General features: G+C 44.4%; 17 protein-coding genes. 3 read left to right on the forward strand and 14 right to left on the reverse strand.

Annotation, left to right across the window (positions count from 1 at the left end):
* Positions 1 to 100 precede the first annotated feature (100 nt).
* Positions 101 to 3,304, forward strand: a complete 3,204-nt coding sequence (locus tag FDP09_RS15980) for a SusC/RagA family TonB-linked outer membrane protein (RefSeq protein ID WP_137403626.1) — start codon at positions 101 to 103, stop codon at positions 3,302 to 3,304.
* Between the two features lie 17 nt (positions 3,305 to 3,321).
* On the forward strand, positions 3,322 to 5,067 hold the full coding sequence (locus FDP09_RS15985; RefSeq protein ID WP_137403627.1) for a RagB/SusD family nutrient uptake outer membrane protein: 1,746 nt from the start codon (positions 3,322 to 3,324) through the stop codon (positions 5,065 to 5,067).
* A 126-nt stretch (positions 5,068 to 5,193) separates the two neighbouring features.
* On the opposite strand, the gene FDP09_RS23835 is transcribed toward FDP09_RS15985, so the two are convergent.
* The 8 genes from FDP09_RS23835 to FDP09_RS16020 form a co-directional block, all read right to left on the reverse strand.
* Positions 5,194 to 5,367, reverse strand: coding sequence for a hypothetical protein (locus FDP09_RS23835; RefSeq protein WP_187328692.1), 174 nt, complete (start codon positions 5,365 to 5,367; stop codon positions 5,194 to 5,196).
* 159 nt (positions 5,368 to 5,526) lie between these two features.
* Positions 5,527 to 5,856: a TonB-dependent receptor gene (locus FDP09_RS15990; protein WP_137403628.1), complete on the reverse strand. Its 330-nt coding sequence runs from the start codon at positions 5,854 to 5,856 to the stop codon at positions 5,527 to 5,529.
* A 146-nt stretch (positions 5,857 to 6,002) separates the two neighbouring features.
* Complete coding sequence (locus tag FDP09_RS15995; protein ID WP_244940513.1) at positions 6,003 to 6,749, reverse strand: helix-turn-helix domain-containing protein; 747 nt, start codon at positions 6,747 to 6,749, stop codon at positions 6,003 to 6,005.
* 134 nt (positions 6,750 to 6,883) lie between these two features.
* The gene (locus tag FDP09_RS16000; RefSeq protein ID WP_137403630.1) at positions 6,884 to 8,449 is read right to left on the reverse strand and encodes a sulfatase family protein; all 1,566 of its coding nucleotides are present in this window, start codon (positions 8,447 to 8,449) and stop codon (positions 6,884 to 6,886) included.
* A 271-nt stretch (positions 8,450 to 8,720) separates the two neighbouring features.
* Complete coding sequence (locus tag FDP09_RS16005; protein WP_137403631.1) at positions 8,721 to 9,731, reverse strand: zinc-binding alcohol dehydrogenase family protein; 1,011 nt, start codon at positions 9,729 to 9,731, stop codon at positions 8,721 to 8,723.
* 283 nt (positions 9,732 to 10,014) lie between these two features.
* On the reverse strand, positions 10,015 to 11,718 hold the full coding sequence (locus tag FDP09_RS16010; RefSeq protein ID WP_229683416.1) for a sulfatase family protein: 1,704 nt from the start codon (positions 11,716 to 11,718) through the stop codon (positions 10,015 to 10,017).
* Positions 11,708 to 13,222: a sulfatase-like hydrolase/transferase gene (locus FDP09_RS16015; protein ID WP_137403632.1), complete on the reverse strand. Its 1,515-nt coding sequence runs from the start codon at positions 13,220 to 13,222 to the stop codon at positions 11,708 to 11,710. The genes FDP09_RS16010 and FDP09_RS16015 overlap by 11 nt, the downstream gene beginning before the upstream one ends.
* Entirely contained in the window at positions 13,219 to 14,541 is a 1,323-nt protein-coding gene (locus FDP09_RS16020) for a Gfo/Idh/MocA family protein (RefSeq protein ID WP_137403633.1), read from the reverse strand. Before FDP09_RS16020 ends, FDP09_RS16015 begins: the two co-directional genes overlap by 4 nt.
* Before the next feature lie 157 nt (positions 14,542 to 14,698).
* Here FDP09_RS16020 and FDP09_RS16025 point away from each other — a divergent pair, with 157 nt between their 5' ends.
* The gene (locus FDP09_RS16025; RefSeq protein WP_137403634.1) at positions 14,699 to 15,619 is read left to right on the forward strand and encodes an SMP-30/gluconolactonase/LRE family protein; all 921 of its coding nucleotides are present in this window, start codon (positions 14,699 to 14,701) and stop codon (positions 15,617 to 15,619) included.
* Positions 15,620 to 15,812: 193 nt separating this feature from the next.
* On the opposite strand, the gene FDP09_RS16030 is transcribed toward FDP09_RS16025, so the two are convergent.
* The 6 genes from FDP09_RS16030 to FDP09_RS16055 all read right to left on the reverse strand — a co-directional run bounded on the left by FDP09_RS16030 (position 15,813) and on the right by FDP09_RS16055 (position 25,065).
* Positions 15,813 to 17,669 carry a sulfatase-like hydrolase/transferase gene (locus tag FDP09_RS16030; RefSeq protein WP_137403635.1) on the reverse strand — a complete coding sequence of 619 codons (1,857 nt, stop codon included), beginning with the start codon at positions 17,667 to 17,669 and terminating at the stop codon, positions 15,813 to 15,815.
* 16 nt (positions 17,670 to 17,685) lie between these two features.
* Positions 17,686 to 19,497 carry a DUF5060 domain-containing protein gene (locus FDP09_RS16035; protein WP_137403636.1) on the reverse strand — a complete coding sequence of 604 codons (1,812 nt, stop codon included), beginning with the start codon at positions 19,495 to 19,497 and terminating at the stop codon, positions 17,686 to 17,688.
* A gap of 29 nt (positions 19,498 to 19,526) precedes the next feature.
* Positions 19,527 to 19,925 (reverse strand): L-rhamnose mutarotase, encoded by a 399-nt coding sequence (locus tag FDP09_RS16040; RefSeq protein ID WP_137403637.1) that lies wholly within the window; start codon positions 19,923 to 19,925, stop codon positions 19,527 to 19,529.
* 183 nt (positions 19,926 to 20,108) lie between these two features.
* Positions 20,109 to 21,644, reverse strand: a complete 1,536-nt coding sequence (locus FDP09_RS16045) for an alpha-L-fucosidase (RefSeq protein ID WP_137403638.1) — start codon at positions 21,642 to 21,644, stop codon at positions 20,109 to 20,111.
* Between the two features lie 85 nt (positions 21,645 to 21,729).
* Entirely contained in the window at positions 21,730 to 23,280 is a 1,551-nt protein-coding gene (locus FDP09_RS16050; protein WP_137403639.1) for a carbohydrate binding domain-containing protein, read from the reverse strand.
* 24 nt (positions 23,281 to 23,304) lie between these two features.
* On the reverse strand, positions 23,305 to 25,065 hold the full coding sequence (locus FDP09_RS16055; RefSeq protein WP_137403640.1) for a RagB/SusD family nutrient uptake outer membrane protein: 1,761 nt from the start codon (positions 25,063 to 25,065) through the stop codon (positions 23,305 to 23,307).

The following is a 25,065-nucleotide window of genomic DNA, read 5'->3' on the forward strand; positions in this document are numbered from 1 at the left end:
ATACATAGCCCTAAAGTGCCCGATCTACTCGGACACTTATTCCCACAGCACTACAAGTATTCACTTGTTAGATCTCATTTTTAACTTAAAGTTATACATTATGAAACCCAGAATTTCAATTAAGCCCCAGCATTTATTGGGGGTGTTAATGATTTTGTCTGCCTTTTTCTGGTCTATGGCCGAGTCAATGGCACAAAATCCAACGATTACCGGTACCGTTATAGACGAAAACGGAGAGACCCTTCCAGGAGTAAACATTCTATTGAAGGGAAGCAGCACGGGAACCATCACGGATATTGAAGGGAACTACACCATTGATGCCCCAGCAGAAGGAACATTGGTCTTCAGCTTTATAGGCTACCAAAGCCAAGAGATTTCTATCTCAGGAAGGTCAAAAATAGACATCACCCTATCTTCAGATCTTGAAAACCTCGACGAAGTGGTCGTCATTGGTTATGGAACCCGATCCAAAGGGGAACTGACTGGTGCAGTGGCCACAGTGGACAAGGACTTTCTTGATCAGCAGCCAACGGGCAACGTCAGTAAAGCCCTCCAAGGTAGTACTTCGGGGATTACCGTGGTCAATTCCGCTACTCCTGGCGGCCAATCCGAAATCAGGATCCGTGGTATGGGAACGATCAACAACAATGGCCCCCTGTGGGTAGTGGACGGAGTGTACGGAGCCACTCCTCCCCCTCCAAATCAAATCGAATCCATTCAGGTGCTAAAAGACGCCGCATCCACGGCGATATACGGAGCAAGAGGTGCAAACGGGGTGATTTTGGTCACCACCAAATCCGGTAAGGCCGGTCAGCCAGCCCAAGTATCAGTCAGTATGCGTACCGGGTTCAATAAGCCCAATGCAAAATTCGATATTATGACCAATCCACAAGAACTTGGTGAACTTATGTGGATGGAACTGGAAAACGATGGGCTACCCACCTCCAATGTACATTACGGAAGTGGTGATAATCCTGTTTTAAATGATTATCTATTTCCCAATGGCGGATCTTTCGGTGATCCTTCTACCAATATAGACTTATACGATAAGTTCAATTATCCTATTACGGAATCCAATAAAGCCGGTACAGATTGGATGGATGTGGTTTACCAGGACGGTTCTATTCAAGATTTCAACCTATCCGTAACAGGAGGTGGTAAGAAGACAAACTATGCCTTCCAGGGAAACTATCTTAAGGAAAATGGTATATTCAAAAACACTTCCTACGAAAGGATTTCTTTACGGTCCAATGTAGATGCGGAAATAAATGACTGGCTAAAAATCGGTGAGCGTCTCGGCGTCATGTTCAGCCAAAACAAGGGTTACAACGGAAACAATGCCCATGAAAGCCTCTTAAATGAGCTATACACGATTAACCCAATATTACCGGTATATGATATAGCTGGAAACTATGCCGGCGGGGTAGTTGGTGGTAATGTATATGACGGGCCTAATCCATTAGGTCTTCTTGAAAGGTCCGGCGACAGTAAAAACACCACTTATAATCTTACCGGAAACATCTATGCAGAGCTTAGCCCGATCAAAGACCTAAAGTTCAAGACACTTTTCGGGTACAATATCAACTTATCCCAAAATTTCAATCCAAGATTTCCGGATCCAGAAAACACCAACGGAACCGACGGTACCACGCTCAATGAAGGAAGTGCTGTCAATATGGCTTGGAACTGGAGTAATACCTTAAGCTATACCAAGACCATCAACCAGGATCATAACATCGATCTTTTGGCAGGCACAGAGGCTGTCAAAAGCAATTATAGAAATATATATGCCTCAAGACAGGATTATTTTAGCACAGACCTGAATTTCATGGTGTTGGACGCCGGGGCAAGTAACCAATTAAATGGAGGAAATGCCTCTGCATGGTCGCTATTTTCCTATTTTGGAAGAGCCCACTATGACTTCAAGAAAAAGTATATCGCCGATGTGACCATCAGAAGGGACGGTTCTTCACGGTTTGGCGTAAACAATAGATTTGGAGTATTCCCTGCGGTTTCTCTCGGCTGGGTACTATCAGAAGAAAATTTCATGTCCGGAGTAGATGGATGGCTGGATTTCCTAAAACTCCGTACCAGCTGGGGACAATCTGGAAATGACCAAATCGGTAATTACAATAGCTATTCCATTTACAACAGCAACCCAGGCAACTCTTATTACGCCATAGGGGGAGGTGACAATACCATTGTGGTAGGTTACCAATCTGCAACTCGTGGTAATCCAAATGCCAAGTGGGAAACTACCACCTCCACAAACATCGCCTTGGACGCTACATTTTTCGGAAATCTTGATGTAACCATGGATTTTTGGCAAAAAAACACCAAGGACATGTTATTTCCCATTGCCATCCCTCTTGTAGCTGGAAGCGCAACGCCACCCTCTGTAAATATCGGATCCATGTCCAACAAAGGAGTGGATATTACCTTGGATTATCGCGGAGAATTTTGTGCCAGCGGAGTGACCTATTCCCTATCAGGCAATTTCACCCATTATAAAAATGAGGTTACCAAACTTTCCAATAATGCCAATGAGTTTATCCAAGGGTTTCCAGTCAGACAATCTGTGTATACCCGAACAGAGCCAGGCAGGTCCTTTCCTGAATTTTATGGCTATGTAGTTGATGGTATCTTCCAGACCCAAGAAGAGGCCGATAACCATCCGACCAACGGCACCTACAATGCTCCTGGTAACCTTAAAATAAAAGATGTAAATGGAGATGGTGTCATCTCCCCTGAAGACAGGACATATATTGGCAATCCACATCCGGACTTCACTACCGGTCTACGACTGGGCCTTGGATACAAGGGGTTTGATTTCGCTGCCACCCTATATGCTTCTGTTGGAAATGACATTGCCAACTATACCAGCAGATTTATCCGTTATGGCCTCTTCCAAGGCCCCAACAGCCCTGATAGGCTATATAAATCGTGGGGATCTCCCTATTTAGAGGATAATGCCGACGCTACCTTACCCAAGGCATCCAACAGCACTTCCTTTGAGCAAAATCCTTCTTCGGTATATATAGAAGACGGCTCCTACCTTAGATTACAAAACCTCCAAATAGGGTACAACTTCCCAGATCATATTCTGGACCGACTAAAAATCAATAATCTTAGACTGTATTTCATGGGCTCAAACCTGTTTACCATCACTGGATACTCAGGTCTAAACCCAGAGATCCCTGCCAAAAGGGACAACGGCATCGCAAGGGAAATTGACCGAGGGGTAGATACCGGCGCATGGCCTGTTTCCCGGCAGTTGATGTTCGGTCTTAATCTTAGTCTTTAACCCAAAATCACATGATCATGAAAAAACCAATTTTAATAATAAGTGTGTTTCTCAGCCTGTTCCTACTGCATGGTTGCAGCGAGGAGTTTTTGGACGAAAAACCTTACGGTGCTATCAATCAATCCCTACTTAACAACGAAGAAGGTGTAAATAGCTTATTAATTTCTGCTTACGCCATGTTGGATGGATATGCCGCAGGTGAAAACCCAAGCGGTAACCAAGGAGAAGCATCGGTCATGAACTGGATATGGGGGGATGTTCCATCTGATGACATGCACCGTGGTGACCAAACTGGAGGATGGAATCAAATCAATGACGTAGAACGATATGAAGTCCGCTCGGACAATGAGTGGCTAAACGGTGCCTGGGGCGTAAATTACGAAGCCATATCCAGGGCCAATGATGCCCTTTTGGCGCTCTATGATTCGGAAGACATTCCTGAAAACAGGTATAAACAACTGGAAGCAGAGGCTAAATTCCTAAGGGCTTGGTTTCATTTTCAGCTGAGAATGGTATTTGAACGTATCCCATATATCGTGGAAGGGGTGGATGCCACCCAAGTCAAAAACGACGTGGAAGTATGGGACCAGATAGAAGGCGACCTTCAATTTGCCATAGATAATCTAACCCCTGAACCAAGTGATATCGGTAGGGCATCCATGTGGGCCGCCATGGCCTTTAAAGCTCGAGTCCACCTTTTTCAACAGGAATTTACTGAAGCAAAGCCTCTATTGGATGATATCATCATCGATGGGCCATTCCAATTGGAGTCACATTTTTACAATAATTTTGACGAAGAAAAACAAAACAATGGAGAGAGTATTTTTGAAATTCAATATTCGGTAAATGACGGAGCAGGCGTGGCCAATTCCGGTATTGACCACCAAACGCTTTACCCTCGCGGCCCGGATGTAGGTCTTTGTTGTGCGTACAGTGCTCCATCATTTGATCTCTTCAACGCGTTCAAGGTAGATGAAAACGGCCTGCCTCTTTTGGATGAATTCCAAGAAGGGCTTTTGATAGAGGATTATGGAATATTAACCACCGAATCCTTCACGCCAACCGAACATCTTTTGGATCCTCGAGTGGACTGGACAATTGGAAGACGGGGAATCCCGTTCCTTGACTGGGGACCAATGAGTGGTAGTGACTGGATGCTTGACCAACTGAACATGGGACCATTTCTTAATAAGAAAATCATGTGGTACAAAAGAAACAGGGGAGAAATATCCACCGAATCCAGCTACTGGGCCTCTGGTGTAAACGGGAACAACTTCCGGGTACTGCGGCTTGGGCACGTCCTGCTATGGAGAGCAGAGGTAGCAGTGGAGGAAAACGACCTAAGTACGGCCTTGTCTTTAGTTAATCTCATCCGGAACCGGGCGGCCGATGATATGGTAATGGGAAAAGTACTCAACGATTCATTTGGACCTAACGATCAAATCGAAATCGATGAGACCCAACCTGCCGCAAATTACAAACTGGAGCCATACCCTTCTTTTCCAAGTCAAGAATATGCACGTAAAGCAGTCAGACATGAAATCCGGATGGAGTTTGCTTTAGAAGGAATGCGTTACTTTGACCTAAGAAGATGGGGTATCGCGGAAGAAACCCTAAACTCTTACCTCGACAGCGAACTTGATGGCGGAAGGTTACCGTGGCTAAATGGAGCCAATTACGGTACTGAAGATGATTACTGGCCTATCCCCCAAGTCCAGTTGGACCTTCAAAATGGCATTTTGCAACAGGATCCGGATCATTAATCCGAGAAAATTATAAGAAAAGCCAAGAACGGAAGGTCTTCCGTTCTTGGCTTCATTTTTTTTAAACTGATAATCCTCATATGCCTTTAATTCACTTTTAATAAACCTTGATTAATTTTTAGCTGATCAATAGGTATAGCTACTATTGCCCTCGATCAAGTCCACTTTATTGATGTAATTGGTGATGGTGCAGAACGCATTATCGGACCTAGTGGCAATCCGCTGCTCATTGGTATTCAACAGCCCCATGTCCGTGTCCATATTCAACCATTGGAGTGAACTGCTGAGCCGGCCGTCCAAATAGGTCTTGGTTACTGTAAATTAGTGTGAAAAGGAACTACTGTCTTTAGCTTTGCCTTCACACAGTCAACAAAATAATTCAGTGACCAATGGTGGCTTAGGCTAGAGTAAATTTTGAAACCCGAATGTGCATATTTTGAATATACTCAGCTTGAAGAATCAATCGCACGATTGTTCTATACACCATTGATGTTGTATTTTTAAAGGTTGTCCCGCAAAAACCTTCCACCAAGAGGTGGGATTGAGCTCTATCCCTGATCCCGGCACGATAGATTTTCCGGATCCCACATTAGCGTAAATGCGCTTGAGGCAGGTGTCATGATAGATGGTGTTTACCCTACTTACAAGGTTTTTAATATCACTGTAAAAGACCGTGGGATAAACATAATTATCACCAAAATCCTTGACCAGCATGCTGTCTGAAAGGGAGTACAATGGCTGGTTGACAGCTCTAATGGATTCGCCTCGGTTTGATCTACTACGCCACATTTTATGCCTGATTGGGCCATTTTTTACCCAATCAGGCATAAAATTAAAAGTGTTAAAACCATCTTATTCATTGAAGTGCTTATTTCATGTAAAACAACTCAACGTTAGATGGATTTTACGGAAAAAACCATCCAGGAATGGTTGCATTATCCCACCGCCCTTGACCGATAGCCCAAAGGAGTTAGGGTGGTTTGCCCTTTAAAGAATTTCACAAAGTTGGAAGAATCTGTGAAGTTGAGTTCAAACGCAATTTCGGAGACGTTCCTGTTGGTATGCGTTAATAAATTTTTTGCTTCAATAAGTATTCTTTCCTTGATCACTTCCCTTGCAGTAGCGTTTACGGCACTTTTACAAATCTCATTGAGTTTCTTGACCGAAAGATGGAGCATATCGGCATATGGCTCTACATTTTTGATTTCTGTAAAATGCTCATTGAGCAATTGTTTGAATGCGGCAAACTCCTTGGTAATCCTTGGAGCGTTGATTTTATTTCTTTTGGCAAAAGGACTGCTTTTGATGATCACCAAGTTTAGGTAAGCGGTGAGAAAATCCAAATCATTATTTCCCTTAAACGCTGTGAAAAACGTATCCAATAAGTGAAAAAAAACGCTATCAACCGCAATGTTGAATTGCTTTGGGAATTCAAACAGGCAACTTTGTGCCTTGGGGTAAAGAGAGAGAACCTCTTCTTTGAACAGGATAACGTAACCTTCCGGAATTTTGGAAAAATCCCAACAGTGGACCTGCCCTGGCATAAGGTAAAAACCCGTTGGTGGAACAACTTCATAAGTATCGTCACCGATGGTGTGTAATCCAGCTCCCTTGGAAAGAAAGATCAATTCATGATATCCCGAGTGTTTATGTGGTTTAGTTGGTTTGATAACGGGCTTCATACGTGAAACCTTTAATATCAGTTCATCTTCTAACTTTTTCTTTAAACCAATTTCCATGTATATCAAATTATTTATCCGACGAAAGGTAAGGGGTGGTCACCCACGATGCACTTATTTTGAATTTTTCAGTGGTCTTACTTTAAGTCCAGCGCTCCACTAGTCACACTATTTTCTCCTACCAGTCTTTCATAATCCTCTTTAAGTTCTCTCAATTTTTTCTCGTTCGATCTCGCTAAGTTGTTTTTTTGACCAATATCATTCTTAAGGTTATAAAGCTGATAATCATTATAGTTCCCCAATTCGATATTTACTTGCATGTTTTTCGCAGGGCCTTGATAAGGGGGGATCAACAGCCAGTCTTTCTTCCGGAGTGCTGTTCTCGAGGTTGCTTCCAATACAAGGGATTGACGACCATAAGACGACTTGCCCATAAACACATCCATCATGGCTTCACCATCCTTGGTCATTTCATCACCTCCCAAAAAGCTGGACAAAGAATTGAGAATATCCATTTGGCTTACTAGTGCATCAGAAACCATTGGTTCGATTTTTCCATTCCAGTACGTAAAGAAAGGTACACGGGTTCCCGCTTCGAACAGGGAATATTTGCCACCGCGGAGGGGGCCTGCAGGAGTATGATCACCGAGCTTTTCTACTGCGTCATCGTAATAACCGTCATTCAGCACGGGGCCATTGTCGCTCGAAAATATGATCAGCGTATTATCCAGCACACCTTCATTTTCCAATGTTTCCACAAACTGTCCAATACACCAATCAGCTTCCAAGATCACATCCCCCCTGGGTCCCAATCCCGATTTTCCGGCAAACCTTGGGTGGGGAGTGCGAGGGACATGTGGCTGCTGAAGGGCATAATAGAGAAAGAAAGGCTCGTCTTTATGCGTTTTTACATAGGCAGTGGCTTTTTCCAAGAAGTGATCGGCCATTTCTTCATCCTTCCATTTGGCAGCTTCACCTCCTTTCATATAACCGATTCGGGGAATGCCATTTACAATCGAATTGTTATGTCCATGATGCCATTTCATTTTTAGCATATCGGGATTCTCCTTCCCTGTTGGTTCACCAGGAAAGTTGTTTTTATAATCCACTTGAATGGGATCATTGGGATCAAGATTGGCCACCTTTCCATTTTCGATATACACCGTTGGCACCCTATCCTGAGTAGCCGCCATGATATAGCTATAGTCAAAACCCACTTCATTTGGCCCTGGACTAATCGGTTCATTCCAGTTCACATCACCTTCTCCCAAGCCCAAATGCCATTTGCCGACAATACCGGTATGGTAGCCGAGGCTGTTAAGCATCTTGGGTATGGTGAGTTGGTCTGTTCCTATTAGCAAGGGAGCTGTACCGGGCAATATTCTTGCATTCTTATTTCTCCAAGGATAAGATCCGGTAAGTAGCCCATAACGGCTCGGCGTACACGTAGCGGAAGTAGCATAACCATTGGTAAAGCGCACACCACCATTTGCGAGCTTATCCATATTGGGTGTGCTTAGGGCAGTGGCTCCATAAGCACTCATATCACCATATCCAAGATCATCCATATAGATGATCACTACATTGGGCTTCTGGCGGTCGTCCGCTTTATTGGATTCGGCGAGCCCTTTTGATTCTTTGCCGGAGCAGCTTACAAGTTGTGTCAATATGAGTACACCAACTGCTATTATATTATATTTCATACTTATTATGATTGTAGGTTTTTAGATCGATTAAACCCGAAATATGCATTAGCCTATCTACGCCACGCACAGGTATTACTGCCTGATCCACCGTGGAGGACCAAATCAGTCGCTACGCTGCTGTTTACTATTCTATCTGGCCGCTAGACAGGTTCACCATCCGCCCTTTTGGCGGATGCCTCAATCTCCAAACGACCTGATTTATTCCCGTTTCAACCCTTCCCAATAGCTATCGGAACAGGCGATAACAATTCCTAATGCATAAAACGGGTTAAAGTGTTACCATTGCTTTGATGACCTTATTGGCGGGATCCAGCCAGCTGGCAAAATCCTCCTTTACTTGATCAAAGCCTACTCGATGGGTGATATAAGATTCCGCTTTCACCTTTTGTTCTTTCAGGGCTTTCAGTACCGTATCAAAATCTTCCCTAGTGGCATTTCTGCTGCTCATCAGTGTGGACTCACGTTTGTGAAATTCAGGATGGTTGATCTCAATCGGACCTTTTTGAAGACCTACAAGTACATACCTGCCACCATGAGCCATGAGACCGAAGCCATTATGGATGGCTATCGAGCTACCCGTGGCATCAATGACCGCTTCAGCAAAATTCCCTCCGGTAATTTTCTCGATCTCCTTCCTGAAATCACCTTTGGCATTGACGGTATATTCCACCCCAAAGGTTTCACGACAAAAAGCCAACCTGTCCTCGTTGATATCCATGGCAATCACCTTCCCTCCTGCTATCCGGGCAAATTCCATAACACCCAATCCAATAGGTCCTGCTCCCATCACCACCACAAACTCGCCTGGTTTCACGTCTGCTCTTCTTACTCCATGTGCACCGATGGCCAATGGTTCTGCCAAAGCCAACTGGTCCAAACTAAGTCCACCCCCTTTTACCAAAGCTGAAGGGGGTACCGAAATGTATTCTTTCATCCCACCATCCTCATGGACACCAAATACACTGATGCTGGCGCAGCAATTTGGCTTCTGAGCGAGACACGCTACGCATTGGCCGCAGTTAAAGTAAGGAATGATCGTAACCAGGTCCCCAACAGAACAACCCTCTGCTCCCCCTGTTTCTATGAGCTCACCTGACAGCTCATGTCCCAGTACCCTTGGGTAACTGAAATAGGGCTGGGTACCTTCATAAGCATGGAGGTCTGTACCACATATGCCGATACGTTTGATCTTGATCAGTGCCTTTCCTGGGCTTGGAGCAGGTTTCTCTCCCTCTATATACTCAAAATGCCCCGGTTCCTTACAGGTCAATATTTTCATTGTTATATATTTTTTATTGTTGTAACTATTTTTTATTTAAAAAGAAAAACCATTGCCTTAAAAAGAACAATGGTTTCTATAACTAATAAACCCCTAATTAAAATGAACTCTGGAAAAAATGGTTACAGTTGATTGCACATAACATCAGGTTTTCCATCACTTTAATTAATCAAAGATGTCAAATAATACCTGTTTTCTCCACCTCATATGTTTATAATCACAGGACAATTGTTTATTTCTTACGCTTAGCGTCCATATTTTTACGAAAAACTACAAATTGACCTCAATCATCCCAGTGAGCATCGATTACCTGCTGAATATGGGGATAGTTTTCGTCTGTTTCGTTTAGCTCTTCCCGTAATCTTTTGAGTTCTATCTTTAGCTCATCTATCTTCTCTTGGTACTTGGGATCATCATAACGATTATCCATTTCGTTTGGATCTTCTTTTAGATCATAAAACTCCCAGGCGACAGGTGTATGACGGGTAAAGTCATTGCCCCAGGAGGCTTTGTTCCATTCAGCATTGGGGTCATCGGTATCTACCCAATACCTACCATAATAAAAGATCAGCTTGTACCTTTTGGTCCTGACGCCAAAATGGGCGGGATTTCCATGCCTATGTGCCAAATGCATCCAGTACCTATAATAGGTGGATTTTTGCCAATCTGCTGGCTCTTCATTGGTTTTCAAAATAGACGCAAAGCTCTTTCCTTGCATGTATTCAGGCACACTTCCTCCAGCCAGATCTATTAGCGTAGGTGCAAAGTCAGTGTTATTGATGATGGCATCTGTCCGGGTGTCGGCTTGGATTTTTTCTGGATACCTGATTAAAAATGGCATGCGCATCGATTCATCATACATCCATCTTTTATCTATATAATCATGCTCGCCCAGCATAAACCCTTGGTCACTGGTGTACACAATGATGGTGTTTTCCAACAATCCCTTTTCCTTTAAATAGGCCAGAAACCTTTTCACATTATCATCGACCCCTTTGACACATCGGAGGTATTTCTTTAGATAACTCTGGTAAACCTTGGAAGTATAGGCTTTTTCTTCAGCATCCATATTCCACTTTACCAGTTCTTCTGGACGGATATCCGCTGCATTCCTATAATTTTTATAATTTTCGCCTTTCCAGATATTCATCGCTTGGTTTCGGATCAGGTTTCTATGGGATACCGATGAACCGATAATTCTGGTAAGGCTATCATTTTTTCCCCTGGTAGCGACCGAGCCATTATTGCCATTGTCGTAGAGGCTTGCTGGCTCAGGGATAAACGTGTCATCCAAATACGATTCGTACCTAGGAGCATTTTCAAAATCATCATGGGGCGCCTTGAAATGATACATCATGAAAAATGGCTGATCCTCTTTTCGTTCATTTTCAAACCAGTCAATTACCTGGTCGGTAATAATATCGGAACTATGTCCTTGGTAGCTTACCGTATTGTTGGGCCAGGGCTTTTCTCCCTTCACCCTGAAATCCGGATCGAAGTATTTGCCCTGCACAGGAAGTACTTTATAGTAGTCAAATGCTGCAGGCTCCTCGTGCAGGTGCCACTTTCCTACTATAGCAGTTTGGTACCCTAATTTTTTCAGCTCTGTGGGCAAATATTGCTTTTCTGGTGGCAATTTCCCCTCTAAGTCAATCACCCCATTGGTCTGTGCTCGCTGCCCAGTCAATACCGCCGCCCTGCTGGGCACGCATATGGAATTATTGACAAAGCAGTTATCAAATATCATCCCTTCTCTGGCCAGACTGTCCAATGTAGGCGTGGGATTCAGGTCTGCCAAACGACTACCGTAGATCCCAAATGCTTGACTGGTATGGTCATCTGCCATGATATAGATAATATTTGGGGGCCGCTCTTCGGAAGTTTTTTCTTTCTTTGACGGGGAACATGCCATAGCCAAAGCCACCATACAGGCCGTTAATGACCTCCCAAGTATTTTAGGTGTTAACTTCTGTATTTTATAGGTCATAATCTTCTTTGTTTAATACCAATTGATCCCCCAACCTTCGCTGTTCTGCTTGGAGAGCGGCAAACATTGAGGCTATTCTTTCACGTTGTGCTTTATTGCCTGACAAATCATCCATTTCATGGGGGTCTTGGGCAAGGTCATACAGTAGGATTTTACTTGCTGATGGATAGACGATCAATTTATAGCCATCTTGCTTGATCATCCGTTGATAGTTGATGTATGCGCCGTATACCTTATCCATCCCTTGGGTTGGATCACCTTTTGCCAAGTCCAAAATACTGTTAAAGGCCACGTAATCTGGCTTTTTCACACCTGCTATCGCTAGACTCGTCGCCATTGCATCTTGCAAATAGATGTTTTCATCCAGCCGTTTTCCTTCTGGTATTCCCGGTCCGACAATGATAAAGGGTGCTGCCACACTATGTTCATACATGTTTTGCTTTCCCAATAATCCATGTTTCCCCATTGCTAGCCCATGATCTGCGGTAAAGATGATATAGGTATTTTCTCTAGCGCCAATAGCTGCTAGTTTGTCCATGATTTCCCCAATTTGAGCGTCCATATGACTGAGCAAGGCATAATACTCCTGAAGGTGCTTTTTAATGGCGTAAGGGGTTCGGGGAAATGGCGCCAGTGCTTCGTCTCTCAGTGAAGGGCCATTGCCAATGGCATCCTTATGCGGATATAAGGGCATATAACTCTTGGGAAGTTTTAGTTCATCCACCTTATACTGATCCAAAAAAGATCTCGGAGATTGGCGCGGGTCATGGACAGCATTAAAAGCTAGGTACATAAAGAATGGTTTTTCTTGTCCCTGGGCATGGTCCATAAATGCCAATGCATCATCTCTCAAAACCTCACTCCAATGTTTTCCACCTTCCCAGTACCCTCCCTGACTTTGATCTGCTGGATCCCAAGAAGTATCATTTGGATTTTTGGGACGGTCATAGCCTAACGGCATGATGGACGAAGGATCGGCCTTTTCCTGCTTTGCCAGAGAATCAAATTTATGCACCATCGTAGCATGGTCCCAGTGGTCTCCCGGCATCCCGCCCCTGATATGGGCTGTATGGTCAAAAATCTCACTGGGATGGACATCTACATGCCACTTTCCAGTCATGTAGGTTTCATATCCGGCTGCTTTCATCAGCCTTGGCCAAGTCTGGTCCAACCTCTCCCCTTTCTTCCAGTTTTCCTTAAACTTCTGGGCCTCCCATACTGACCTTCCTGAAATCATCATGGTCCTGGATGCGGTACATACCGCCCCTGTCCAAGATCCCATATTATAGGCTTTGGTAAAGGAGGTCCCTTCTGCCATTAATTTATTGAGATTTGGAGTATGGACCGCATTGGGCTCTAAGCCACCTAAAGCGGTAAATGTCAAGTCATCTGCAAATACAAACAGGACATTGGGTTTTGTGATTTTCTCCTGACTCGTTGATTGGCTACAGGCGGAGATCAATATCACCCCCGCCGTTGCCAATGCTCCTATTAGTTTATTCATTGCTGAAATTTCCTGTATTCGTACCCCATCATGGAGTTGGCTTCTTTGTCCTTTTTGAATTTCTCTTTCCTGGGATTCCAGTCCAATGGCCTGTTTAGTCGATAGGCAATATTGGCAATATTACAGATAGTGGCTGATCGGTGTCCGATTTCCACATCACAGATTGGTTTTTCACGGCTTTGCATACAATCAAGCCAATTCTTATGGTGCCCCCCATCAGTATTGTACAATTTCACATCTGTGGGTTTCAGTTCGATATCCTTAAGGTGAGCGGGGGTGGGCTCAAAGTAATTTCTGCTGATATCCATCTTGCCTTCTGTCCCGATAAAACGTACGCCATAACCTCTGCCAAAATCATGATGCACCATCTCCACGCCATTATCATAAATCATCTTCAAGCCCGTCTGTGGACTGGTCTCGCCTGCGGGTGGAACGTACTGTACTGGACCGCTGCTGTCCATACCCAAGGCCCACTGGGCGATATCAAACATATGTGCTCCCCAATCACAAAGAATACCTCCACCAGTTTCATCAAACAGCCTCCAATCAGGCCAAAATTTCACGTCATTGTCAGGTGGAGCCAACCGATGATTATAGGCCAACATCGGTGCTGGACCGCACCATTGGTTCCAATCCACCTCTGAAGGTAGAGGCTCTTTTTGTAGATCGTAGGGTCTGGATGGTGATCCCACTTGCACCAGGACTTGTTTAATCTCGCCCAAATAACCATTTCTCACCAATTCACAGGCTTTTCGAAAACTGTCCCACGAACGTTGCATACTTCCGGTCTGGACAATGCTGTCGTATTTTTTGGCCATATCCACCATTTCCTTGCCTTCATTAATGGTCAATGTCAGCGGCTTCTCGCAATACACATCCTTTCCTGCCTTCATCGCATCGATGGCATTGAGCGCATGCCAATGGTCGGGGGTCGCAATGACCACCCCGTCAATGGAATCACTGGCCAACAACTCCCTATAATCTGAGTAGGTCTGTAGAGCATTAGCGGAGATTTCTCTTCCGGCATTTTTATAGGATGCAGATGCATGTTGTTTGAACCAATCCATTTTTGTGGTCCACACATCTGATCCTGCTACGATCTGCGCATTTTCCTGCTTTGCAAACGCCCCTATCAATCCACGGCTTTGCTTACCAAGCCCAATAAACCCTAAGTTGATTTTGTCACTGGGAGCTACATACCCCTTGCCCAATACATGCCGGGGCACAATGGCTATTCCCCCGAGGGCTATCAATGATGATTTTAAAAAATCTCTTCTTCCGGCATTTTTGGTCCGGATTTCCGCTTTATTGTCTTTCATTTTCAGGTTAATTTTAGATTTATTTACAATGCAATATGTCAATTTTTACTAAATAGATGTAGAACATATGTTTACTAATATGGCACATATCTGCACTGGTTTGGGGGCTTTCGATCATTTGGTCTATTTTTGACGAAACAAAACAGTGTACATAACCATGGACAGTTCACACCTATTTTTAGAACATACTTGCGAACTTGGTGAAGGAATATTCTATGACGGCCCCACAGCGTCGCTGTTCTGGGTAGACATAGACGGACAAATGGTCTATCGGTATTCCTTTGCCGCCTCGCAGACCAGCAATTGGCACCTACCTGGAAAAGTCGGCACCATTGCTCCATATCCGCCGGATAGCTTATTGGTATCCTTGGACAAGGAAATCGGATATTTAAATCTCTCTGATGGTGAATACACCCAGCTCATCGAGCTTGAAACAACACTCCACGCCAATCGCTTCAATGATGGAAAATGCGACCCGCATGGAAACTTTTGGTTTGGAAGCATGCACCTGCCCGAAAGACTACCGACAGGACATCTCTATTGCCTAGATCGGAAAGGCATGGTAAGAAAACAGTTATCAGACATAACGGTTTCCAATGGCCTGACTTGGGACCAAAGAAAAAACAAATTCTATTTTATAGATTCCCCCACACGTTCCATTTTTTCATTTGACTATCATGATGGTGCTACTTCCCTCCACAATAGGCAAACGGTCATCAAGGTTCCTAGCCAGATGGGCTTCCCTGATGGAATGACCATTGATGAAAACGGACTGCTCTATATTGCCTTATGGGGAGGCTATGGAGTAGGCATTTGGGATCCCGAGAATGGCCAACTGGTGGATAAAATCCCTGTCGATGCCCCTTTGGTGACCAGCTGTGCATTTGGGGATAAGGACCAGAAAGGACTCTATATCAGCACCGCGCGTAAGGGTCTAGGCCAAGACGTATTGGCCAAATACCCACTCAGCGGCGGTATCTTTTACGCCCGATGTGAGACCAAAGGAATGCCTGCATTCCCTTATCTTCGAGATGCCAGCATTCCCAATGACCACCCACCAACTTATGAGAACGGATAAGCACTTTTTATGGTCCTTTAACCCGGAATATGCATTAGCCTATCTGCTGCGACCTGAAACTGCTTCAAAATCAGTCGTTTCACTTTAGTTTTCGGCATAACCGTAGCGGTGCTACGCTAATGCCTCCAAACTAACTGATTTTCTTGCAATTTCAGCTCTCACTACGATTCCCAACGCATAATCCGGGTTTAACTCATAATCCGTTCATATACTCTAGTCTCCTGATAATATTGCTGTCATCTGCCACAGAAGCCGCCAGCTTGTCCTCTTCTACGGAGGTGGTATATCCATAAGGACCATCCGCCAGCTGAACCAAAATATTCAATATCAACAACGCTTCATGTGGATCCTCAGTCGAATACAGGGCCATCTCAATATCCTTCATGGGGTTTGATACCCCACAGATTCCTAGGAATTGGCTTGCCCTAACCCTGTTTATCCTGACTGGGTCATCCTTGGATATTTCGTTAACCGCATCCTCCAGCGTTTTGGCCTCATTTCCAAAGCTGGACAAAGCACATAAGGCCCAGTATCTCACCCACGGATCATCGTCTTGCAATTTACGGTGGAGTACTTTCTCCACCTCATAAAAATCCTTTATAGCAAGATTGATGGTCGCATAATATTTTTTGATATCCTTCTTATGACCTTGTCCAAAGGCCACGGGATCATCAAAGGCCTCCTCTATCAGGTAATACTCCGGATAAAAAGAAAGGTCCGGCATGGACAACAACCAATCCCCCAGCTCTTTTCTCATTGCCAGTAATTGCTTCTTATATGCTGGATCCTCCGCCAAGTTGTTTATCTCATAGGGATCTTTTTCTATATCAAACAGCATCTCTACTGGCTTTACTTCAAAAAATTGACGTTGGTCCTTATTGAGTTTACCAGATCTATACAAATTGACCCATTCTTGATAAGCCATCTGCTTGTACCGGTAATTGTTCCAGAGACCGTCAAAATTAAACGGATGAAAATTCCTGATGTACTTATACTTCCCCTTTCTTACCGACCTGACAAAATCATATTTTTCATCAAAACGATCCGCATAACCGTATGCCACAACATTAGGGGACTTATTTTTTTTTCGCAAAAAAGGCTCCCCGTCCATCTGCTTAGGCACTTTTACCCCTGCCAGGTGAAGTACCGTAGGGCCAAAATCCACAAAACTCACGAATTCCTGCACCCTTGTCCCTGTTTTATAGGAAACCCTTTCTTTGTATTTTTCGGGGACATGGATGACCAACGGCACATGCAGTCCCGTTTCATATAAATACCCTTTACTCCCAGGCAAAACGCCTCCATGATCACCAAAGTAAAACACAAAAGTGTTTTCCAGAAGTCCATCTGCTTCCAATTGACCGATCAGCTCTCCTACTTGCCTATCCATCTCCGCTATCCTGTCCAGATAATACGCTCTGGTATATTCAAACAATGCCGTTTGAGGATGGTTTGGCTGCAAATTCCCGCTTGGAGGCAAAGTAGATACAGGCGTTTCCTCCATCTTTTCCGGCCCAAAGTGGAGCTGACCTTCATGGGAAACGGAGAAGTTATGAACATAAAAGAATGGCTGGTCTTCCTTCCTGTTTTTATAACTTGCCTTATTGGAAGATTCATCCCACACCTTATCTCCATTGTCCAGATTATAATCTTCTTTGGCATTATTGGCCGTATAATACCCTGCTTCACGCAAATAAAACGGAAACATCTCCAAATTATCCGGCATGGGCACCGTCTTCATTTTTCGGTGATATTGTGCCCCAATGCGCGGAGCATAGGATCCTGTGATCAAGGTGGACCGTGCCACACTACATACTGGCCCATTGGAAAAAGCATGGTCAAACACCAGCCCTGTCTGCGAAAGCTGTTCGATATGGGGAGTTTCCACTCCATCCGAATCGTACAATTTCATATAATGCTTGGAGTTATCCTCCGAAGTGATCCAAATAATATTGGGACGCTCCTGTGCCATGGATCCGTGGGAGAACAGGCAAACTATTATCAACAGGAATAATTTCGTCCACCTATCCTTGATTGTACTTTGAAACATGCTTGTTCTTGTCATTTTAATTTTCTGATCGCTGAAGCCAAATTGCCCAGTCCTTCCCGACACTCATCGGCGCATCGCCCAATTCTACATTTTGTCCTCCTGAGACAGTAAGCGTTTTGCCTTCTTGCAATGGCCCACCACTACGCGGATCGTACCATTTCACATCAAACCGTCCGTCGAGACTACCAAGGTCTATCTCTGCAGCTTGAGCATCTTTCAAGTACACTACCACTTGGTCCTTTCCATCACTCAACACGTATCCTTCACCTTTTACCAACCACTCATCTCTGTTTTCCATCTTCCAATAAGGGATGTTTTGGCCAGTGAAGAAATCAAGACATATCCTTCCCTGATCCCAAAACTTGTCCCTGGACCTAAAGTCCTGACAAGTAAGGTCCGAATGGGCATGTTTATAGCCAAAGTACCACTCTGTACCCCATGCTCCCGCCATCATCGCTCCCCAAAGTCCATTTTGACGGGCGTCATCATGTAAGGGGTCCTCTTCGTCGGGAAGCAACGAGTGCTGTGCATCTCCTGGCTCATCGCAAGCTACAGCCCACTGCTTACCTGCTTCCTTGCTGTCCTTAAGGATCTTGAGAACGTTTTTATGTACATTGGCAAAATCCTTCCTATTGGTCTGTAAAGAGGCTCCGGTGAGCGGGGTATCTCCATAAAGCGGATCAAACCATCTACCGTTATGGATCACAATGTGGTGGTCATAGGGATCTACAGTCCGAACATAATCCGCCAACATCAGCCAATCCCTAGGTTCTAATGGAAAAGTCCGTGGGGTCTTCACCCAGTCTCCTTGTTCCTCACAAAGATTCCAGTTTAGCGCCAAATGGTGACCAAAACGTGCAATTAATTCCCGGTAATACAATTTGGTAAACATGCCTATTCCTCCATTGTCCAACAGTCCTTGGTTTTCGACTTCCAAGGTCTTGAAATGCAAAAACATGCCCAACTTGTCGGCATGCTCAAAGACCATCTCCCACTGATCGAGTTTAGAGACATCGTACCTGTCCCAAGTATCATAATCCACAAAAGGAAATACATTCTGGTCATCACCGGAAACGTTCATCGTCAGAAATGAAAAAGCATTGGCACCTTTCCCGTGAAGGTAATTGATCGCACCTATCAGGCCCTTCCCCTTTCCATTCTTCCATGTAGGGTCTCCGCTTTTCCAGTCTCCCACATGGGCCTGGTAGGTCTTCACCAAATCATCCTTATGGCCATCTTCGGCAAAATCCCCATCAAAGTCCGCAAATGCCAACAGGTTTTCTGGTGCGTCTGAACCGAATTTCAAGAAATATTCTCCAGATCCCTTAAATTGAAGGTAACGCTCTCCAACGTAATCAAGCCGTCCCTTGCTTCTAAAATCCCTTCCTTCCTTATCGCTGGGAGCTATAATAAATTCCCCTTGTAAGCCATTGATTGAAGAAACGGGGCTGAGTTTGGAAGTATCCCTGAGTGCGGCCCATTTTCCTTCAAAGAAAAGGACCTTATAATTCCATTCCCCTGTTTCATCCGGTGCAAAATGCGCCCTCCAGACATTACCTTCGGTGGCACCGGATTCTCCTGCTTGTCCGTCAGCGGCAAAATAACCGGGAACCAAATACCTTTTTCCAGAGGCCTCATGGCGAAACTCCACATCAAATTTATATTGGAGAAAGGGGTTATCCTCATCCATTTCGCCCGCTTGGGGGCCTTCTACATCAAGGGTGACTTTATGCCATTTTTGCAGCTCTCCATGAAGACGCTGTCCATGTACAGCATAAGTTGCTAACAGTAGAAGAAATCCTACCAAGGCATTTTTATAGTATATCATAATGTAAAATTGGGTTATTATTGTTTTTTTTATTTTGAATGCGATGACTTTAGCTGACCTGATGCGGCTTCATAGGAAGCGTTTTGGTCCATTTCATAAATTCTCTCCATCAATTGCCATTTTTGATCCGCCGTTGCTGATTTATCGGATTGTTGAAACTCGGCAACATAGCTTTCCCATTCCTTTTGCCGAGGCAACTTGGAAAGCCTTTCCATGGCCTTATCATGGTCAAAGTCAGCTACCGTGTCCATGATCATAAACAAGGTGGTATTATAAATATAAATTTCCATATCCAAAATCCCTACTTCTTTCATACCAGCGGTTATTTCTGGCCATGCCTTCCCCATACCATGTACTTCTTTATACCGAGCTATCAGTGCTGGATCATTTTTTAGCCTAAGCTGTTTACAGTATCTTTTATATTTCATGTGTTTATGTTGCTTTCTAAGGTCACTTGGAATCTAGCATGATTTATAACCATCCCAGTGTGTGAGGTATTCACCATGTTCGATTTTATATAGCCTTTTGATTTTTATCGGAAACTAAAAAAAGCAGGAAGGTAACCTTCCTACTTATTTCAATTAAACCCTATTAATCAATCAAGTTATCCACTAATTAAGTTTGATTTTGAACACATAGGCAAAATCCCCGGGCTTAGTGTCCGGTAGGTCTATAAGGAGGTGCTCCTCTCCCTGTTTCCAAGTCAACTGGCCTTCATGCCCAAGTAAGGTTACTTCCTTTATTTCCTGGTCCAGTAGGTCACTTCCAGCCCTGAAGGATTCGATCTCCGCTTTACCTGAATCCGGCCAGTCCATTGCTATTGCATAGATGTTTCCGTCTTTTTGGGTAAACCTAAAATCTTTGCCTGTAAGGTCTTTGTTCTTGCCTTCGGTATGGTGTCCGGTAGCCACCTCTGTCGGTCCTTCCCCGAAGGTTTTCCAGTGGGTGGTCCCATAAATGGCTTCCCCATTTTGGTCAAGCCACTTACCAATGGCCAACAGTACTTCTTTTTGGTCTTCAGGAATGGTACCATCGGCTTTAGGCCCCACGTTCAGTAGCAGGCAACCGTTCTTACTGACGATATCAATCAAATCGTCCACAATGGTATTGGGAGTTTTGGATATCCAATTGGACACATAGCCCCAAGAATTAGCACCGATAGAAGTATCGGTTTGCCAGGGATACTCGTGGATGTCCGACATTTTACCCCGCTCTAAGTCAAGCACATTGGTTCCCGGAGGATAGGATTCAAAATCATGGAAGTTTTTATTTTGCAAGACGACCTCTTTGCCCCAATCGAGTCCTTTATTATAGTAATAAGCGGCAAGTTTGGGATGGTAAGGTCTATATTCTTCCCGATCAAGGACAAAGTCAAACCAAAGCACATCAGGCTGGTAATTATCGATGATTTCCTTGGTTCGTTTCCACCAAAGTTCGAGAAACTGCTCGTCCGCTGGCACATACGGAGAATGGGACCTTCCATATAAATCACTGAAAGTTTGATCTGCGGCATCACCAGTTTTGTTGAAGTAATCCCAGTTGAATGCAAAATGGGACGAGGCACCTACCTTGAGCCCATGCTCTCGTCCTTCTTTGACCAGCTCGCCCAAAATATCCTGCTTTGGCCCCATCTCTACGGCATCCCACTTCGTGTGACTGGACTGGTACATCGCAAATCCATCATGGTGCTCCGCTACTGGAACAATGTATTTTGCCCCTGCCTTTTTGAACAAGTCGATCCACTCCTTGGCATCGAAATTCTCTGCGGTAAACATAGGGATGAAGTCCTTGTACCCAAATTCATCTAGCTCTCCCCAGTTTTCGACATGATGGTCATAAATTTCCGAAGGTTTCTCACTGACGATTTCCCCTTTTGGATTCCAAACTACCGAATCCATGTACATCAGTCTGGGATACCATTCTGATCCATAAGCAGGTACAGCATATGGTCCCCAATGGATAAAAATCCCCAATTTGGCATCCTTAAACCATTCAGGAACTTCATATTGCTTTAAGGAGTCCCAATTCTCCTCAAATCTAGGCTCTTCACTGGCCTTTTGTTCTTTGCCATCGCTGGCACACCCACTTCCTCCCATGGACCACGCAACAGCCAAGGCGGAAAGGATCATGCTTGTTCGTTTTTTCATTACTTATTTATTAATATCTCTGTGCTTATAAAAACCCTATAGGTAGATCAGGCACCGCCTCCCACCTATAGGGTTACCTCATTGATTATGGTCTGACTTCTTTTTCCATAACCCAAAAATCATCAAAATAGAAAGTACCATTTCCCGGTATTTGGAGCATAAATCGTCTATTGGCATCACCTTGTATCGCCTCATATTCGGTGGTCACTTCCACCCACTCTCCACGTGGTTTGTCCGCTGCGGACTCCCAAAACTGCTTCCAGTTCGGCAATAACCATAGACTTACACTTGGAGCCGTCGTGCCCTCCTCTACATATATTTTATACTTGAACAAGTAGGTTTTTCCAGGCTCTAAACTAAATGGAGCATTGATGCTATGAATTTTGCCACCAGCATGCTCTTCATTTTTCACCACTTTTAGGCTATAGTCTCCTGTAGCCGCCAAATCCGTGGTGAAAGTAACTTCCGAGTCATTGTCCCACATGGCCTCCCAGCCAGCACCGCCGTCCTCAAAACCATATGCAGTGTTATCCAACAGGTTAGCCGAATGCATGACAACGGGGATATCCGTAAATGCTTGAGGTGTTCGTTCATCTACAGAGGCAAGTTCACCTCCCGCAAAACTCACGGTCACCACATCGGGACGGTAAATTTCCTGTGCCAATTTGATATCCAGCTTGGTAGGATTGGCCGCATAAGGCTGTACGGAAGTGATATCAAAAACTTCACCATTTACCTTTACCGTAAATAATTCCACTCCTCCAGAGAAAGGTTTAAATTCTCCATTAAAAGACATTCGCAGGGTTTGATCTTCCAGCTCGACGATGTCTTCTGTCAATTCAAAAGGTTTACTGGAAGGGATGACCTTAATCGGATTTGGAATGGTGTCCCTGCCAGTTCCCGGAGGTATGGTTTGGCCAGTCCTTGAAGCGGTTAGTGTTGCCCTATAAACTCCAAGCTTATTGAAAGGGATCAACGCTACAGAATCAGCACTGTTGTTCACGATTTCTTCCGTGGCCACATTTCGGATTTGCCAGTTTCGTGCATTTGGGCGTCCTTGGGTAGACCTATCGATAAACGCCACCTCAGTACCAGCCTCAACAAACAAGGTATCCTCACCTCTGGCAATGGTTTCTTCCAGGTACTTCATTTCTGCTTCTGCCCTGATCGAGTCATAAACATCCACCATAAAAGCAGTGTCCATCACCCAAAATTCTCCATCCCACTTGGTGCTGACGGTATCCAAACCTCTGAAGGCCACCGAATCCCTGAACTTATTGACCAACCGGACATACTGGATACCAGGATTTTGAAACAGTACGTGAATGGTTTTCTCTGTGGAGACCGTATCACCTTCATTGATGATAAAATCGGTAAGTATGGTGTCATTTCGACTTATCGGTCCTTCCAAAAAGAAATTGCCACTATCAATAGACCAAGTATGCTCTACAGCACCCTGGGACAGATCCGAAAAACTCTCAAACTGTCCCACACTGGTCACATAGGCAGGCTCCCTAAGAAAACTGGTGTACCATCCCACATCCGAAAATTCGGTGGGAGCGGTATACTCATCCTCTACACAGGAATGAAGCCCTGCGATAAAAACAAACACTAATAATATATATCTTCTTTTCATGATCAGGTTCTTTTTGGGGTTAGTTTACTCTTCTCCTCCTATTTGAGGATTGGCTACGATCTCTGAATTTGGTATGGGCCAATAGGCATGCTCAGAAGCAATATAGTTGGAGGCCGCTTGCTGGTAATCGATCAGGACATCCGACTCCATTTCCTCTGTCGTCAACACCGATGCCCACCTGGTCACGCTTTGTCCATTACTATTGACGAATTCAAAATTATCCGTATAATACTTTCTTTGTGAAAGCTCTTCAAAGCGATCTTTGGTTATGCCCCATCTGCGCAAATCTATGGTTCTGATCGCATTGCCCTCCAAGGACAATTCAAGCGGTCTTTCCACATACATCAAGTGATCCATTAGCGATTGGACATCATAGGTTTGGTTGTCATGTGCGGCAGCGGGATATTCACCCGTTCCATCCATGCCCAACAATTGGAGGGCAGACCTGTGCCTTACCCTATTAATGTAGGTCATCGCTTCTTCTACATTTCCATCTCCCATCAATAAGGCCTCTGCATACATCAAGTACACATCAGCGAGCCGAATTACCCGAACATTGACACCTGAACGTAAGTTTGGCACGATGTCCTTCTCGTCCTCTACGATTTCCCAATTCGAATATTTCCTGAAATAGCCTGTTTCCTTATTATTAAAGGCGGTAGCTTCAGCGGTGCTGGTACCATAATATTCCAAATCCGTATCATCTACTAATGCAATGGAGTAGGAAGTCCTCAACGAATACTTTCTTAACCGTGTAGATCCATCTTCGTCCACTACATAATTTCTAGGATCATTAATGTCCACAGGATCCTCCTTATAGGCCATGATCAGCCAGCAGCTTGGATAAAGGGATCTCCATCCGCCTACGGGACTTACAGTAAAGTTCAGGTTATTGGAAACCTGCTCCTCTGCCCAAGCAGAAATTTCCGATTTATAGGCAAGGGAATAATTGATCTCCAAGATACTTTCACTATTTAGCTCATTGGTCGTGGTGAAGTTATCACCGATATTTTCGGTCAATGCGTACCCGTAGGCTGGATTTTCCATCACGTCTTCGAAGTACACCTTAGCCTGCGTATAATTTTCATTATACAGATGGCTCTTCCCCAGTACCGCAGCGGCAGCCCCCGCTGTCACCCTGCCTTGGTCAATATCCCTGCTATAGGAAGGTGGTAAATGCTCATGGGCGTATTCAAGATCGGCCAAGTAAAAAGCCATTACCTCTTCCTTGGGTTTCACTGGTTGGTAGAATTCCTCTTCATTTTGCGGAACAAAATCGAAGATCGGTACATTTCCTTCATTAAACCCTGTGGTCAAATAGAAGTAAAACAGCCCTCTGAAAAACCTCGCTTGGGCAAGTATGGTACTGGCTCTTTCCTGACTGCTTTCATCTTTTAGGGTAGGAATCAGTTCTTCTGAGGCAACGATGACCTGATTGGCCCTGAAGATCCCTTTGTACAAGGCATCCCATTTGTTATTGGGCGTACTGGATGATTCATTGAATTCCTGTAAGTAATACTGGTTGCTGGTATTGGGTCTACCCCATCCAGGCCAAGTCATATCGCTTCGGTTATATTCATCAGGAATGGCCAATAGGTTTTGATTTTTGAAAGCATTGTAAACGGCTATCAATCCGGCATCCAAGTCATCTACGGTTTTCCAAAAACTCTCCGTGGACATTTCATTTGGATTTACTTCTTCCAGAAAATCACTGCATCCCGTGCCCATGCCTAGTACAGGCAGAGCACATAACATTATTTTATATAGGTTATTTTTAAGTTTCAT

Source organism: Echinicola rosea, from assembly GCF_005281475.1.
Lineage (GTDB): Bacteria > Bacteroidota > Bacteroidia > Cytophagales > Cyclobacteriaceae > Echinicola > Echinicola rosea.